Here is a 15,944-nt window from a genome sequence, read left to right as displayed (position 1 = left end):
CCAGCTTCCTCGGCAGCGGACATCTGCGCCACGATGGTGGCTCATGCTTCGGCCAGCGCAGCAACTTCATTGGCCTGGTCAGAAGCCTGCCAACACAGACGGTCCAAATCGATCATTACATCTGCCATCGCCGTTAGTTCCGGGGTCTGCGAGATGAAGTATTCCTGCTCATAACCGCCCAGGCGCAGCACCTCACGCTTCATCGCCATGAACATGCGCTTGCGCTCGGGGTCAAGCGCCCCGTCGGCTTCATCGGAGAACAATGTCGTGTATTGCCGCCCCGAGTGTTGTGCGAGGTAGAGCGCAATCGCACGGGTCAGACAGGACTCCACGATGTTCTTCTCCCCACCGCTCATCCACGTAACGCTCTTGCTTTCCCCTGTTTCACCGTCGTGCACGACGATGTCGAAGCCTTCTTTCTGTTCCCCCTTGCCGGTCTCAAGCAGGGTGTGGATCGACACTGTGAATCGTGGTCCGTAGCAAGCGAGCAGCAGATCGTTGGCCAAGGCCGACAGCGCCGGGCCGGCATCGTCGATAGCCAGCGCGATCAGGCCGTCGTTGCTCATGCAGCGGGCGAAGAGGTTCCAATTGCCCAGTTCATTCTCGACCTGCTCCCGCCGCGCGTCGATCAGGCTTCTGCGTTCAGCCAGCGCCGCCACCTGTCTCGACAGCGCATCAAGAGACTGGGCGTCGCGCACCGCTGCCAGATGCGACTGTTCCGCTGTCGCCAGTGCGGCGCGTGCCAACGCTAAGGCCTGGGCAGACGCGGCCAGCCCTTGCTCATCGTAAGGAGGGGGCAGCGCGGCAAGCGTGCTGGCCAGGCGCGCCAGTGCGGTACTCGACTGCTGTGCATGCTGTTCCAACTGTTTTGCGATCATCCGCCGCGACGTAGCGATCTGGCGGCGCTCGGCTTGTTCTTCAGCCACCTCGACGCCCTTGCACTCTGCGTCGCCTGGGCCCATCGCGGCCAGTTCCTGATCGATATCCGCCAACACCGTTCGCGCTTGGGCGCACATCTGGGCTTTTGCGGCCAGAGCGCTCAGCTTGGCCCCCCGGTCTCGCGCAATCGCTTCCCGGTGTTCCGCCCAAGCCAGTGCCTGCGAGGCACCTGCCAACACCTTGCGCTGTTGCCGCGCAATGGCAAGCTCGCCTTGCGCGGCCAACTTCTGGCGAGCCAGCCGAGCAATCTCGGCTTTTGCACTCGGACCGAGTGCTTGCGCTTCGTGTGCATCGCCTAGCAGCTTGCACTGGCCCTGCAGGTCAGTGCCGGCGCAAGGTACTTCGCCCGCCAACCCGAACCGGTGGGCGAGTTCTTCTGCCTTCAGCGCGGCCTTGCCCGCATCGCGCTCGATGTCAGCCAATTTCTGTTCGGCCAGCCGCTCAGCAGCTTGGCATTGCATCAGTGCGTTGGTCTGATCGCGGCAGGCGCGCGTCAGCGCGAGGCGATGAGACAGCACGCGCTCGGCCAGCGGCAGGCGAACCGTCGCCCATTGCACGGCACGCGTGTCGGCGAGCGTATCGAGGTTCCGCTGTCGTGACTGCACCAAGGCCTGCCGCCTGGAGCGCTCCCGCTGCAGCCGATTGGCAATGCGCTGATCAAGTCGTTCGAGGCGCTCGCATTCACCGCGATCCTGTACCTGTAGCGTCCGTTGAGTCTGGACGTCTGCATCGACCAAGGATTTGCGCTCAGCCAGCAACTGCGAACGCCGTACCTCGATGCCTCGCGACTGCTCACGCTCTACCGACAAGCAGGCATGCGAGGCGTGGGCCACTTCGACTGCACGCTGCGCCTCTTGGCGCGTCGTTTCGCAGCGCGTGACGAGCTCGGCCGCACCGTCGAGTCGCAGGCGCTCGCCGCGCAGTCGTTCACCGTCAAGGTCCAGTCCAGCCAGTTCCTGCCGAATCAGCATGAGACCGCTCTTGAGCAGGCGAGCGGTCTCCGATGCTTTCTGACCCAGCGCACGGATTTCGTCCTGTCCCAGCAGATCAGCAAGCAAGGTCTTGATCTCGGCATTGCGGTAAGCGCTCAACGGCCGCTTGCCTTGGGCCGAGAACACGGATGTGAAGAACGTCTCAGGACTACCGCAGATCGACTCCACGCAGCGGCTGTACGTGTCGACCTTGCCGTCAGACACAGTGCCGTCGTTGAGTCGCACGGGCTGCCAAAAGCCGCGCTCGTCGACGATATGGAGAAAGGCTTCCGTTCTGCGTCGACCGTTGAGACGGATGACGATTTGCGACCTGTAGCGGCGCCCCTCGTGAACCCAAATCAAGTCTTTGGTGTTTTCCGGCAGAAAGACATGGTCGTAGTAGGAGAAACCGCCCGGTCCGGCAACAGTTGCTCTCGATGGCATGGTCAGGAACGGCGTCATGTTTTCCATGATGGTGCTCTTGCCGCGCCCATTGGCGCCAACGAGCGCCACCAGTTGAGCGTCACCCGCCAGTTTCTCGAAGTCGAGCGTCAGGGCATCGAGGCCCAGGCCATCGCGGATGCCGCGGAAGCCCTTCAGGGTCAGTGTGAGAGGTCGCATGAGGTGTCCTTAAGAAAGGTTCAGTTCAGGCTATCACGGACTTTTTCGTCTTCAAGTCCTGTTCGGCAACGTCGAAAAATATTCCGTCGCCCTACGGTTCTGCGAGGGGGTTATTGAATGCGCATGGTGTGTTGCCGACAGATCAGGGGCACTGACGCGCGTTTTATGCCGACCATCGCGGCACGACGTCGGTCCGCGTCCACTGGCGCGGAAAACTCGCCGTCGAAGGCTACTCGGCATAACCCGGTTCGCGGCATAGTGGATCTCATGCCGAGCTCGGCATGAGATCCACACCCTTTCGCCGCCGCTCATCAGACCGACGCTCTTGCTCTCGCCCGACTCGCCATCGTGCACCAGGATGTCGAAGCCTTCCTTCTGCTCGCCCTTGCCGGTCTCCACCAGAGTCTGGATGGATACCGTAAAGCGGGGACCGTAGCAGGCGAGCAGGAGGTCGTTGGCCAGTCCCGACAAGGCCGGACCGGCATCATCGATGGCCAGCGCGATCAGACCGTCGTTGCCCATGCACTTGGCGAACAGATTCCAGTCGCCCAACTCGGTTTCGACCTTGGCGATGCGGTTGGCCACGTGCGCTTGACGACCGGCCAGGGCCGTTGCCTGCTGCACCACGGCACCCAGGGTTTCGGCGTCCCGCACCGCAGCCAGGTGGGCCTGCTCGGCGGCAATGACCGACCGCGCGGCCTGCTCCATCGCGGTCTGGGCATCGATCAGGCGCTGCTCGTCGTAAGGTGCCGGCAAGGCCGCCAGCACCTGTTTGAGGCGGTCCAGGGCGGCGCGATGGTGCTCGGCCTGCTGTTCGTGCTGGACGGCGATGGCCTGCCGTGCCGCTCCTATCTGCTGGCGCTCGGTGGCCTCCTCGGACGTCTCCGCCGGCTGATCGGCGGCATTCGGTCCCAGAGCCGTCCGCAGTTCCGTCAGCTCCTCCTCGATCTCTGCTAGCGTGGCTCGCGCCCGCACCATTTCCCCGGCCTGGGCGGCTAGCAGCGCAAACCGCGAGGCACGTACCCGGGCACGCTCGGCCCGGTGCTCGGCCCGTACCAATGCCTGCGGCGCACCGGCGAGGGCCTCATGCTGTCCGCGCAAGGCGTCCAGTTCCTTCAGCACCGTCGCTTTCTCGCGCCCCAGGCGCTGAATCGTCCCCTGGGCGCTGGGAATCATGGCCTGGGCTTCCCGCGCATCGCCCAGGAGCTGGCATTGCCCCTGCAGGTCGCTACCCGCACACGGCACCTCGCCGGTGAGCCCGAAGCGCCGCGCCAACTCCTCAGCCTTGAACGTTGCTTGCCCGGCCTCGCGCTCGATCCCGGACAATTGCTGCTGGGCCACCCGTTCCGCTGCATCGCACCGGGTCAGGCGTTGAACGTGCTCCCGCCACGTTCCGACCTGCGCCGATCGTAGCGATGAGACTCGCTCGGCCAGAGGCAGACGGCGCTCTCCACGCCGCACGGCTTGCGCCCCGGCCAGCGACGTGAGGCACTGCCGGCGCTGGTTCTGCAAGACTTGCCGGCGGTTGCGCTCCTGGTTGAGACGCTGGGCGATGCGCAGCTCCAGCCGTTGCAGCCGCTGTTGCTCGCCCCGATCCTGTGCCTGCAAGGCTTCGATAGCCCCTTTGCCGGCCTGGACCACCGCCTGGCATTCGCCCTGAAGTTGCCGCCGGCGCGCTTCCACGCCTTGCGCCTGCGCGCGCTCGGCGATCAACTGGGCATGCCGGGCTCGCGCCGACTCCTGCGTGGCCTGAGCCACCTGTCGGGTCGACAGGCTCTGCGCGACGCGAGCCTGGGCGCCATCAAGGCGCCGCCGTTCACTCTCGATCCGGTGCGCTTCCTCATCCAGCGAGGCCTGTTCCTGCCGGATCGCCGCGAGGCCCATCTTGAGCAGACGCGCCGTCTCGCCCGCCTTCTGGCCGAGCACGCGGATCTCCTCCTGCCCGAGCAGATCGGCCAGCAGGGTCTTGATCTCGGCATTGCGGTAGGCGCTCAGCTGCCGCTTGCCCTGGGCCGAGAACACCGAGGTGAAGAAGGTGTCGGCGCTACCGCAGAGGGCCTCGACGCAGCGGGTATAGGTGTCCACCTTGCCGTCGGACACGGTGCCGTCACCCAGTGCGACAGGTTTCCAGGCGCCATCGTCGGCGAGGACGAACAGGAAGGCTTCGGTCTTGCGCCGGCCGTTAAGGCGGATCACGACCTGCGATCGGTAACTGCAGCCGTCGTGGGCCCAGATCAGGTCTTTCTCGTTCTCGGGCAGGCACACGTGGTCGTAGTAGGAGAACCCACCCGGCCCCGCCACAGCGGCACGTGAGGGCATCGAGAGGTACGGGTGCATGTTGTCCATCACGGTGGTCTTGCCGCGCCCGTTGGCGCCGACGATGGCGACCAATTCGGCACCGTCGGCCAGTCGCTCGAAATCCAGGGTCAGGACATCGCGTCCCAGGCCATCGCGAATGCCGCGAAAGCCCTTGAGAGTGAGTGAAAGAGGTTGCATGGCGATACTCCAGCGGGATGACCAGATCAGTCTCCCGCACGAAAGAGGGTGTGCAAGTCCGTCCCCAAGTGACAGGCCCTGGCCAGGTCAAAACGACAGCGCGAGCTCAAGATCGGCCCTTGGGGGCGACAGGGTGTCTGCGGTGTCGATGCATTCCCCGCCATCGGGGACTTCCTGCCCACGCAGCACACGCTCGGCGATGACTTCCGGTTCCTGGCCTGACAGCGACCGGAGGCACTCGAGCAAGGGTTCCACCCGCGCCTCGGTCACCTGCGCCCAGACCCGCACCTTGTCCGCCAGATTCGCCAGTTGCGAGATCCCCGCCGCCCGCGTGCGCACCACCGGCACGATGCGCCCCTCCAGCTTGGTTTCCGCCGCCCCGTCCAGCAACCGCTCGATCGCCGCACGGTCGACCTGATGGCGGTCTTCATCGGCGACGGTCCAGCGCACGCGCACGAACGCACCGGCGATGTCCTGCTGCGCGACGGCTGTGCGCAGGGCGTCGAGGTCGGGTTTGCCGTCGAACACGATATCGACAGTCCGGCACGCGGGCGTGGGCTCCAGGGTGAAACGCGCCTGGTCGGCGTCGACTTCCCAGAGCAGAAAACCCTTCTCCCCTTCCTCGCCGTAATGAAAACGACCGATCGAGCCCGGATAGGCGATGCACTGCCGCCCTACCCTGCTCTGCTGTTCCCATGCCTGATGCCGATGAATGTGCCCGAGCATGAAGGCCTGGGCCTCGGCACCGAACAGGGCACCGGTAGTGAACTCGTGATCGAAGCCGGCCATCGGCACGCCGTGCTCGCTGACGCAACCGAACACCGTGCCATGGGCGACGCCGATGCTGGGCACGCCCTGCCGGCGGGCTGCGCGATTGATGGGCGCGTAGCCGCGCAACAAGAGGGCCAGCTGCTCGCCGACCGCCTGGGCGGCTTCCGTTGCACCGACCGCAGCGGCGACCGCAGCCTTGTTCACCGTGGGCACGCAGGAAAACAGCGCGTGAGCATTGCCCGGCAGCTGATCGAAGCACCAGCCCGTCGAAGAGAGCCATTCGCCCTGGGCCGTGAGGGCGACCTGCGCGATCCGGTCGGCCACGTGCACCGGGTGCCGTCCGCCGAGCAGCCGGAAGATCGCCAGGGTGCCCGGCGGTTCATGCGAGAACGTCCCTTGAAGCATCAACACCTGGCAATGGTCGGCCAGTCGCCGCACCTGGACCATCAGCCGTTCGGCGGCCGGGGCGTGCAAGTCCAGGCCATGGTCGGTGGCATCGCCCGAGAGGACGGCCGCCTCCACGCCCAACGCGATAGCCCGGTCGATGGCGGCACCGAAGCAGCGGTCAGCTTCCGCCAGGTTCTTGGTGCCGTAGTGCAGGTCGGAGAAATGCGCGATACGGATCATGCCGTCCTCCCCCGCGAGGCTAGTTGCATCTCGCTCTCGATCTTGTCGAGGTAGCCCTGCGGATCGTTGCCGTAGCGCTCGAGTTCATTCCAGGCCAGGACGCGGCCGTTCGGGTTGATCTTCCAACCCCGTCCCCAGCGCCGGTCGGCGTAGGCCTGGTAGCGTTCCGGCACGATCCCGTAGGCCTGCACACGGGCCATCAATTGCTCGAAGCTCGGACGACCGTCGTGCAGCGGCGGCTCCTCGGCAGACTTTGCATCGACCACCGTCGGCGCGTGCGCAGCAGCGGCCTCCGGCGACAGCGATTCGGCACTGGCTTCTGCCGGGCAGCCTTGAAGCACCTGCGTCGCCAGTTGCGCCTGCACCAAGGCTGTCTCGGCATCTTCGTTCTCGCGCAGCAAGGCCGTCACGTCCACCGGCGCCGCCAGGTCGATGATCCACTGTGGCACGCGAACGGCCCGGCCTTGCTCGTCGATGTGGGCCACCTCCATGAGCTTCTTGGTCAGGTAGAACGGCGTGCCTTGCCGGTCGAGAAAGCCGGAAATGCGCCCGCCCCGCAGGAAGCCCACTGTTTCGAACTTCTGGATCGCCGCGTTCATCGCATAGAAGCTGTTGGTATGCAGTTCGAATGCGCTGATCGACCGTATGCCGGGGATGAAGAACAGGAAGCGCCCGGTAAGGTTGCACTGGCGCTGCTGGTACTCGCGGCAGGCCTCGGGCTCGCAGAGACCGCCGTTGTCCTCGCGGATCATGGTCTTGCGCCCGCCGAAGAGGCGAATCATGCGCCGCCCCGTATCGTCGACCGGCACCGGCGCATGGCACATGCAGTGGCGCACTCGGCCATCGGCCGAGTATTGCGACCAGTAGTGCTTGTCGTGGGTGCCCCAGGCCGCCAGTTCGTGGGGCATCACGGTCTGCCAGTAGTCGGAGGGGAAGACCACCGGGAAGCGGTACAGGCGCCGGCCTTCGCCCCGATCCTCGCCATAGATTTCCAGAATCTCCCGGGCGATCTCGGGATTCGGAAAGTCCTGCGCCCGCACGGTGAACCACGGCACGTTGCGCGGCACCAGCGGCGTCTTGAGGTCGGGCAAGGCCGCCGTGATGGCACGCTCGATCTGCTCGAAGGACTGGCCCGCGGCCACCCCCTGGTCGTAGATCGCTTTGGCGCGGGACTCGCCAGCGGCCTTCTTGGTGAGCACCTTGATACCGGCGCGGATTTTGCCACCGGTGGGAATTCGGGCGGGGCCTTGCCCCAGCAGGGTCGCCGCAGCGGTAGCGCCGGCGCCTTGCACGGCAATAACGGGGTGTGCGTTGGGATGGGCCATGACGGCGCGCCTCCATGAACATCGGGACATTCCGACAATTCATGCTCTCGCGCCTTCCCCGCGATGCAACCCCTTGGGCGGCACTCGGCTCTCCCAGGGATGCTGCTCACTCGAAAGCAGTCTCCGTTAAAATATGACCATGACTCGCTCCGAACTCGTCGTCCTCCTTGCCCAACGTTTTCCGCAACTCGTACAGAAAGATGCCGAACTGGCGGTAGCGGTTTTAAATGGCGGTAACGAACAGGAGATCGCTGTGGCCACTCATGCTGACCAGCAAACATCCAATGACATCGGACACGGTGGTTGTTCAGGCAGTTGTGCCTCAGTAACCGTAGTGCCTCAAGAAGTCCCACAATCGTTCGCGCCTGATCCAACCAGCACCGTGAGCGTTTTCCGGATTCCTGCCATGGACTGCCCGAACGAGGAAAACGATATTCGCAAAGCCTTGGCCGATATCGACGGCATCCGCTCGCTACGCTTCGAACTCGCTGCCCGGACCTTGAGCATTGAGGCTCCGCCGCCCATACAGGAAGTTGCGCTGGCTGCGATCCGCAAGCTGGGTTTCGAAATCCAGCCAGTCAAAGCAACGGGAGAATCAACTCCCCCTTCCGGCTTCGGAGACTTTGGCAAGGCGTTGCTCGCGCTCGGCCTGGCCATTGCCGCCGAAGGGCTCGATTTTTTCGCCCCTGACACGCTGTGGTTCAAGGGGCTGGGGATGGCCGTGGCTGCCATTGCCATCTGGTTTTCCGGGATTTCAACCTATCGCAAGGGGTTGGCGGCATTGCGCCGTGGGCAACTGAACATGAACGCCCTGATGGGGGTTGCCGTGACCGGCGCCTTCCTGATTGGCCAATGGCCGGAAGCGGCGATGGTCATGGCGCTCTACGCCATCGCCGAACTGATTGAGGCCCGCTCCGTGGATCGGGCACGCAATGCCATCAAGGGCCTGCTCGCCCTGACGCCCGAAACCGCCGAGGTTCGGCACGAGGATGGTTCCTGGGAAGAAATGCCGGCCGCGAACGTCGTCCTCGGTGCCGTGGCCCGCGTCAAGCCCGGCGCCCGCATCCCTCTGGATGGCCGCGTGACGGCCGGCAGCAGCGCGGTGAACCAGGCGCCGGTGACCGGTGAGAGCATTCCGGTGGACAAAACGGTCGGCGATCTTGTCTTTGCCGGCACCATCAACGAAACGGGCACTCTGGAGTTCGAGGTGACGGCAGCTGCCGACAACACCACGCTGGCGCGCATCATCCACGCCGTTGAACAGGCACAGGGTACCCGAGCACCGACCCAACGCTTCGTGGACCGTTTTGCTGCCTTCTATACTCCAAGCATCTTCGCCATCGCGGTGGCGGTGGCCGCACTTGGCCCCTGGCTATTCGCCTGGAGCTGGATGCAGGCGCTCTACAAGGCACTCGTGTTGCTGGTCATCGCCTGCCCGTGCGCCTTGGTGATCGCCACGCCGGTTACGGTAGTCAGCGGATTAGCCTCGGCCGCCCGGCGCGGCATCCTGATCAAGGGCGGCGTCTATCTGGAGGAGGCCCGCAAGCTGCGCGCCATCGCCCTGGACAAGACCGGCACCATTACCGAGGGCAAGCCTCGACTGGTTGCCACGGAAGTGCTGGCGACCGCCGAACCTGAATCTAAGATTCTTTCCTGGGCGGCCAGCCTAGCCGGTCATTCGGATCACCCCGTCTCGAAGGCCATTGCCACCAGCCTGAACCTGCCGGAAAACGACCTCGCCGACTTCACTGCAATTCCCGGTCGCGGCATCGAGGCCCGCCTGGACGGCCATACCTTGATTCTTGGCAATCATCGCTTGATCGAGGATCGTGGACTGTGCAGCACCGAGATCGAGGCACGTCTTGCAGTTCATGAAAATCAGGGGCGAACCGCCACTCTGCTGGCTACCGAGGATCGGGTACTGGCCATCTTCGCGGTAGCCGACACCATCAAGGAAAGCTCGCGGGAAGCGATTATCGATCTGCATCGCCTTGGTGTCACGTCGGTCATGCTCACCGGCGACAACGTAGCAACCGCAACCAGTATTGCCCGCCAGGCGGGAATCGACGATGCACGAGGCAATCTGCTGCCTGAGGACAAGCTGGCTGCCATCGAGGAACTGCAGGGGCGCTATGGATCGACGGCAATGACCGGCGACGGCATCAACGATGCGCCCGCCCTGGCACGCGCCGATATCGGTGTCGCCATGGGAGCTGCCGGCACCGATACCGCCATGGAGGCAGCCGATGTGGTGATCATGAACGACGATTTGCGGCGCATCCCGGAAACTATCCGTTTGTCTCACCAGACACATGCCGTGCTCTGGCAGAACATCGCACTGGCCTTGGGCATCAAGGTCGTATTTCTCGGGCTCGCGGTGTTCGGAAATGCCACCATGTGGATGGCGGTGTTTGCCGACATGGGCGCCAGCCTGCTGGTCGTCGCCAACGGTCTGCGGATGTTGCGGACCTCTGCAGCGCAAACCAAAGACTAAAGCCCCGTTGTTGGTTGGCAAAAAGCAGCGGGGCCATCAGCCGGCCAGTCGTACGCCTATTTCTGTCTCACCATGGGCGGATTTTGCGAAGGCCTCCCCGTCATGCATCCGGGCAATCGCGCCAACGATGGCGAGACCCAGTCCATGATTCTGATGACCGTGGCTACGTGAGGCATCTACGCGGAAAAAGCGGTCGAAGATATGAGGCAGACTCTCGGCAGAAATCGGTTCCCCTCGATTGATCACCGAGAGCTTGATGTGTCCATGAGTTTCCGCGGCGATACGAATCACGATTGAACTTCCGTGATCGGCATACCGAGCCGCATTATTCAGCAGATTGGACAGCACGCGCCGGAGCAGCGCCGCGTCGTACTGGCCTGATGCATCGCCTTCGATAGACCATTGAAGGTCAGATTCGATCAGCACCGCTTCGTAGTAGTCGGCCACTTCGGCGCAGAGCTGGGCAAGGCTTTGAATAGGCATCCGCCGGGCTTTAGCACCCCGGTCGGCTTGCGACAGAAACAGCATGTCATTAACGATGCACGACAACCGGTGCATTTCTTCGAGATTTGAACCGATGCAATCGCGCAGGTGTTCGTCCTTGTCGTTGCTACGCAAGGCCAACTCGCTGCTGGCGATGATGTTTGCCAATGGGGTTCTCAATTCGTGAGCCACATCGGCATTGAACCCTTCGAGTTGCTGATAGGCTTTTTCCAGTCGATTCAGCAACTCGTTGAAATGATCGACGAGAACTTGCAACTCGGCAGGGATACCCTCTGTTTCCAAGCGCGTGTCGAGGGAAAGGATTGCGAGACTGCGCGTTTGCTCAGCCAGCGTCCGAATGGGGGCCAGTCCGAAATAAACGACCAAGTAGCCGCCAAGGGTGATTGCGGCACTCCCGATCAAGGCAGCCCCCCAGAGGATGGCTGCGAGGCGATCCAGAATCGCTTCATCGGGCGCAGTCTCAAGTGCCAATTCGGCAACGGCAAAATCTGTCCTCTGCGCTTCACCGGGGAGTGCAAACGAATAAAAGCGAGCTTTTGATGGCCACGCACTTGGCATCGAGATGAAGCGAGCCTCACCCAGCCTATCGATTAACTTGAGATGTGAGTCCCGATTGATTTTCAGAAGATCGTCCAGGTCGTGTTCAAGTGATCCCGCTTGCAGGTGTCCCGGTGTTTCTTCAAACAGGTGCCGAATTGCCGTGCTGAGCTTTTCAAGACGCAGGTCCTGTTGTGTTTCAAGGTTGGCTTTGACCGAGAAAAAGACGCCGAGGCACAAACACACCAGAACACCCAAACTCAGCGAAGCGAGCCAGCGTATGAGGCGACTGTTCAGCGTCGGATTGATCATTGTTCTGAGTCTCATTCGCGCAGTTCGAGGACATAGCCCATGCCGCGTACGGTATGCAACAACTGCGTCTCGAAGGGCGTATCCATTTTGGCGCGAAGTCGCTTGATGGAAACTTCGACTACATTGGTGTTGCTATCGAAGTTCATATCCCAAACCTGCTCGGCAATCTCGGTTCGTGACAGCACCTCGCCTTGTTTCCTTAGAAACAGAGAAAGCAGCAGGAACTCCTTGGCACTCAGATCGACGCGCTGACCGTTCCTGGAGACCTTGCGACGAGCCAGGTCCATTTCAAGATCGTGCAGTGCAAGACGGTTCGGCGTGGCTTCCGGTTGCTGCGGCACCGACCGGCGCAGCAGTCCCTGGATTCGAGCGATCAGCTCAGAAAAGGCAAACGGCTTGACCAGATAATCGTCGGCGCCGGTCTGCAAACCGTTAACCCGGTCCTCCACTTTGCCCAGCGCGGTCAGCATCAATACCGGTGTTTGCTTCTTTGTGCGCAAGGCAGCCAACAAGGAGAGCCCGTCCATGCCGGGCAGCATGGAGTCGAGGATGATGGCCGCGTAATCGAACTCCAAGCTCATGTGGAGTCCCGTTACGCCGTCGTGGGCAAGGTCAACGACAAAGCCTGCGGTACCCAATCCTTTTTGCAGGTATTGGGCAAGCTTTTGCTCATCTTCGACAACCAATAGTTTCATTTCTTCACGAATCGAAAGATGTCAATTTTGTAAACTTCCTGTTGGCGTTCTGTCAGTGCTGATTTTTTATAGTTCATCCATGCCGTTCAGTTGTTCGGCATACCCCAAACCCGATGAACCTAAACATCATTGAAGGAGTTCTATCATGAACGTCAAACAAGCCCTTTCCATCCCCGTTCTCTGTGCTGGTTTGGCCCTGTCAGGGCAGGTGTTGGCCGAGTCGGTCATGCACAGCACGCCGGAGGGTACGACAAAATTCTACCCGGCGCACGACTCGGGCAGCAAATCCGCCCAGCAAGTGCAACAGGAGCTCGATGACTTCAAACGCAATCCGGTTAGCGCGGATGGCCAGTATCGTTACGTGGGCGGTGACCAAGGCTGGGCACTGATTCCGCACGAATATGCCTACCGCGATGGGAAATGGCAGCATGTCGACAAACTCCAGCACAACACCCCTGCACCATCCATGAAAATGACACCGGAAGAACGGAAGCAGCACGATGCATTGTACCAGGGCGGTTAACTGCACGCCGAGGAAGGATGTGTCGCCCATCGGACGATGACTAGAGAAACTCTGGTCATCGTCAACTCGCCTTCAAATTCAATTTGCGCTGCCGGCTTGGCTTTTTGAACACACTTCAATTCTGTTAATACTCATACCATACGTCGCTGGCTTTCCATTCTCCTGTTGATTGTCTTGCCGCTCCAGATTTTCTGGGTTGTGCCCGCTACCTGTTGCCAGCACGAAACGGGATCGGCACAGCACTTCAGTCATCACGACCACAAGCATCAGGCTGAAGATAACGAGAAGCTTGTCAAAGATTCTCTTTCCGATGTGGACAATGATTGTGCTGTCTGTCATGCGGGCTGTATTGCCGCATTGACCGCCTTTAGCAGTTCGGTGCCCGAAATCGGTGTTGTTGCTGATCATTTTCGGACAGTCCCGTTTTTGACATCCCCACCTGGCGGCCAGCCCGAACGTCCCAATTGGTCCATCTCCGCCTGATCGACGGGACGGGCGTTTCCCTGATTCGCTTTCCCTTCGCGTTCGCGGCCTGAGCCGCGCTATGGGCATCAAGATCTTGTTCCTCGGGCTGGTGGTATTCGGGGAGTCCATGATGTGGATATAGTCTTCGCAGATATGGGTGCGAACTTGTTGGTGCTCGAATCGCTGCTTTACCTGCCATCAGCGCCTCAAGATAAACCAATCCGCTTACCGAAAACAGGCCGAAACCCTCGCAACATCAAATTGATGACCAATCTAACAAAGTAGAATTAATTCCTGAATTGAAATGAGATTTACTTTCATTTACAATTTATGACAGATGTTCTTACCAACTTACAAGCCAGCAACCGAGGGAGCTTTCCTAGGCAGCCAGCCAGTACCGCTAAAACTGCCTTCGGAGATTCTCCATGAAGTATTGCTTATCGAGAAATTCATTTTCTCCCACCCCGCTCGTCCTGGCGATTGCCGCTGCATATGCTTGCGTTCCGGCTGTATATGCCAAGGAAGGCGCCGCTGAAAAAACCTTGGCTACCATTCAGGTGATCGGTAGCGAAGAAAATCTGTCGACCCTGGGTGGTGCCGGCCAGATTCTTGGCAAGAAGGAACTGGAAGATTCTCACGTTTTCACCGTGAATGAAGCCTTGCGCAAAGTTCCCGGTGTTCATGCCCGCGATGAAGAGGGTTTCGGTTTGCGCCCCAACATTGCCATGCGCGGCCTGAACCCGACGCGTTCAACCAAAATCACCCTGCTCGAAGACGGTTTGCCTCTGGCCTATGCGCCCTACGGTGACAATGCCAGCTACTACCATCCCATGGTGGACCGTTACGAGCGGATCGAAGTCTTGAAGGGGGCCAGTTCCCTGATGTTCGGCCCGCAAACGGTTGGTGGCGTGGTGAACTACATTACGCCGGCACCGCGCCAGAGTTTTGGGGGTTATGTCCAGGGTGTCGTCGGCAACCGTGACTACTTCAACGGCAAGGTGAATGTGGGTGGTGGCGGTTTTACGGTGGACTACGGGCACAAGGAAGGTGACGGTGCCCGGGACAACATGAATCACAAACTGGATGACCTCAATATCAAGTATGGCGCCATATTGAGTGAGCGGCATGCGATCACCTTGCGCGGGAACTTCTACAAAGAAGATTCGATGTTGACCTATTCCGGCTTGACCCAGGCCGAGTTCGACCGCTTGGAGGCTCGCTACAATCCGTTCAAAAATGATCGTTTTGAAGCGGAACGGGTTGGGCTTTCCGCAACGCATGATTTCCTGATCAGCGATAAATCAACGCTGACGACCAGCGTGTATTACTCGAAGTTCGATCGCGATTGGTGGCGTCAGGCCAGCAACAGTCAGGATGCACAATGCGCAGCATTGAATCCTTCTCGTCTGGCCGGTGTTGCGATTGATCCCGATACCTGCAACTCCACCCAGGGGCGTCTACGCAGTTACGAAACCTGGGGGATAGAACCACGTCTGACCGTAGCGCATGGACTGGGTGAGTTTCAGGCGGGTGTTCGTGCTCATTTCGAGGAGCAGAATCGCATACAGATCAACGGCACCAGCCCGACGGCACGCACCGGCACCCTGGCCGAGAATAATCATCGCCAGACCAGCGCCTACTCCGGCTTCGTTGCCAACCGTTTCGACATTGGCCAGTTCAGCGTGACGCCTATTGCCCGTTATGAGTCGATCAAAGCCGAGCGGACCAATCGCCTGACCGGTCAGAGCGGTGAAAACAGTGTTCATACCTTCACGCCGGGCATTGGCGCGACCTGGAACCCGATGCCGACATTGACCGTCTTCACCAGCCTGCACAAGGGTTTTGCTCCTCCGCGCGTCGAGGATCTGATTGGTGGCACGGGCACCGTGGTGGATGTGGATTACGAAAAATCGCTGAATTTTGAATTCGGTGTTCGTGCCCAACCCTTGTCGGGCGTCTCCGTCCAGGCGGCCTATTTCCGCAACGATTACGACAACCTGATCGCCGTTGGTTCAATTGCCGGTGGCAGCACACCGCTTTCCCAAGGCAAGGCCTTGTTCGAAGGGCTTGAATTGGCGGCCAATGCTGAGTTCTCCAATGGCGTTTTTGGTCGTATGGCTTACACATGGTTGCCGACCGCCGAACAAACCGAGGCTTTCCGCAATGTTGCCAGCGGTGCAATCGTCGGTGCTCAGGGCAAGCGACAGGCGTATGCCCCCGAACATACACTGACGGCTGCTGTTGGTTATGGCGTAGGGCCTTTCAGAGGCGAAATCGAAGCCCAGTATGTCGGTAGCCAGTATTCCGATTTTGCCAATACAGTCTTGCCGACTGCTGACGGACAAAAGGGCGAAATTGCGGCTTACACCGTGTGGAACACAGCGCTCAACTATCGCTTTGACAAGGCGCTGTCCGCATTCGTCACCGGGAAGAACCTGTTCGACAAGACCTACATCGTTGATCGCACTCGTGGCATTCAAGTAGGCATGCCACGCCTGATTCAGGTTGGGGTGAAGTACGCTTTCTGATTAGCGTCGATCGTTCGTGCATGAAGGGGCTGGCTGATGTCAGCCCCTTTTGTTGTGCGCCCGGCACGGGCGCGATCTTGAAGGTGGAAGTCCTTCCGCAAGCCGACTACAGCGAACGAGGTGAAGCGCAACTGCA

General features: G+C 60.9%; 10 protein-coding genes. 3 read left to right on the top strand and 7 right to left on the bottom strand.

The window, feature by feature from the left end; genetic code table 11:
• Window positions 1-41 precede the first annotated feature (41 nt).
• The 4 genes from HV742_RS12840 to HV742_RS12825 all read right to left on the bottom strand — a co-directional run bounded on the left by HV742_RS12840 (window position 42) and on the right by HV742_RS12825 (window position 7,750).
• Complete coding sequence (locus HV742_RS12840; RefSeq protein ID WP_175145432.1) at window positions 42-2,531, bottom strand: DNA repair protein; 2,490 nt, start codon at window positions 2,529-2,531, stop codon at window positions 42-44.
• A 51-nt stretch (window positions 2,532-2,582) separates the two neighbouring features.
• The gene (locus tag HV742_RS12835; protein ID WP_217482387.1) at window positions 2,583-5,027 is read right to left on the bottom strand and encodes a DNA repair protein; all 2,445 of its coding nucleotides are present in this window, start codon (window positions 5,025-5,027) and stop codon (window positions 2,583-2,585) included.
• An 87-nt stretch (window positions 5,028-5,114) separates the two neighbouring features.
• A complete protein-coding gene (locus HV742_RS12830) occupies window positions 5,115-6,425 on the bottom strand; it encodes a metallophosphoesterase family protein (protein WP_175145431.1) in 1,311 nt (436 codons plus the stop codon).
• On the bottom strand, window positions 6,422-7,750 hold the full coding sequence (locus HV742_RS12825) for a recombination directionality factor (protein WP_175145429.1): 1,329 nt from the start codon (window positions 7,748-7,750) through the stop codon (window positions 6,422-6,424). The genes HV742_RS12830 and HV742_RS12825 overlap by 4 nt, the downstream gene beginning before the upstream one ends.
• Before the next feature lie 139 nt (window positions 7,751-7,889).
• On the opposite strand from HV742_RS12825, the gene HV742_RS12815 reads away from it, so the two are divergent.
• Window positions 7,890-10,244 carry a heavy metal translocating P-type ATPase gene (locus HV742_RS12815; protein WP_217482386.1) on the top strand — a complete coding sequence of 785 codons (2,355 nt, stop codon included), beginning with the start codon at window positions 7,890-7,892 and terminating at the stop codon, window positions 10,242-10,244.
• 36 nt (window positions 10,245-10,280) lie between these two features.
• Here HV742_RS12815 and HV742_RS12810 read toward each other — a convergent pair whose 3' ends face one another.
• Both HV742_RS12810 and HV742_RS12805 read right to left on the bottom strand, forming a co-directional pair.
• On the bottom strand, window positions 10,281-11,597 hold the full coding sequence (locus HV742_RS12810; RefSeq protein WP_175145428.1) for a heavy metal sensor histidine kinase: 1,317 nt from the start codon (window positions 11,595-11,597) through the stop codon (window positions 10,281-10,283).
• Window positions 11,598-11,608: 11 nt separating this feature from the next.
• Window positions 11,609-12,292: a heavy metal response regulator transcription factor gene (locus HV742_RS12805; protein WP_175145426.1), complete on the bottom strand. Its 684-nt coding sequence runs from the start codon at window positions 12,290-12,292 to the stop codon at window positions 11,609-11,611.
• A gap of 145 nt (window positions 12,293-12,437) precedes the next feature.
• Here HV742_RS12805 and HV742_RS12800 point away from each other — a divergent pair, with 145 nt between their 5' ends.
• The gene (locus tag HV742_RS12800; protein WP_175145424.1) at window positions 12,438-12,815 is read left to right on the top strand and encodes a hypothetical protein; all 378 of its coding nucleotides are present in this window, start codon (window positions 12,438-12,440) and stop codon (window positions 12,813-12,815) included.
• A 78-nt stretch (window positions 12,816-12,893) separates the two neighbouring features.
• On the opposite strand, the gene HV742_RS12795 is transcribed toward HV742_RS12800, so the two are convergent.
• Window positions 12,894-13,223 (bottom strand): hypothetical protein, encoded by a 330-nt coding sequence (locus HV742_RS12795; protein ID WP_175145422.1) that lies wholly within the window; start codon window positions 13,221-13,223, stop codon window positions 12,894-12,896.
• A gap of 482 nt (window positions 13,224-13,705) precedes the next feature.
• Between HV742_RS12795 and HV742_RS12790 the strand changes: the two genes are divergently transcribed.
• A complete protein-coding gene (locus tag HV742_RS12790) occupies window positions 13,706-15,808 on the top strand; it encodes a TonB-dependent receptor family protein (protein WP_175145421.1) in 2,103 nt (700 codons plus the stop codon).
• The last annotated feature ends 136 nt before the right edge of the window (window positions 15,809-15,944 follow it).

Origin of the sequence: Achromobacter ruhlandii (genome assembly GCF_902859695.1) — a bacterium.
Taxonomy (GTDB): Bacteria; Pseudomonadota; Gammaproteobacteria; order Burkholderiales; family Burkholderiaceae_B; genus Achromobacter; species Achromobacter ruhlandii.
The sequence above is the reverse complement of the archived record's forward strand: the minus strand, read 5'-3'. Positions and strand labels throughout refer to the sequence as shown.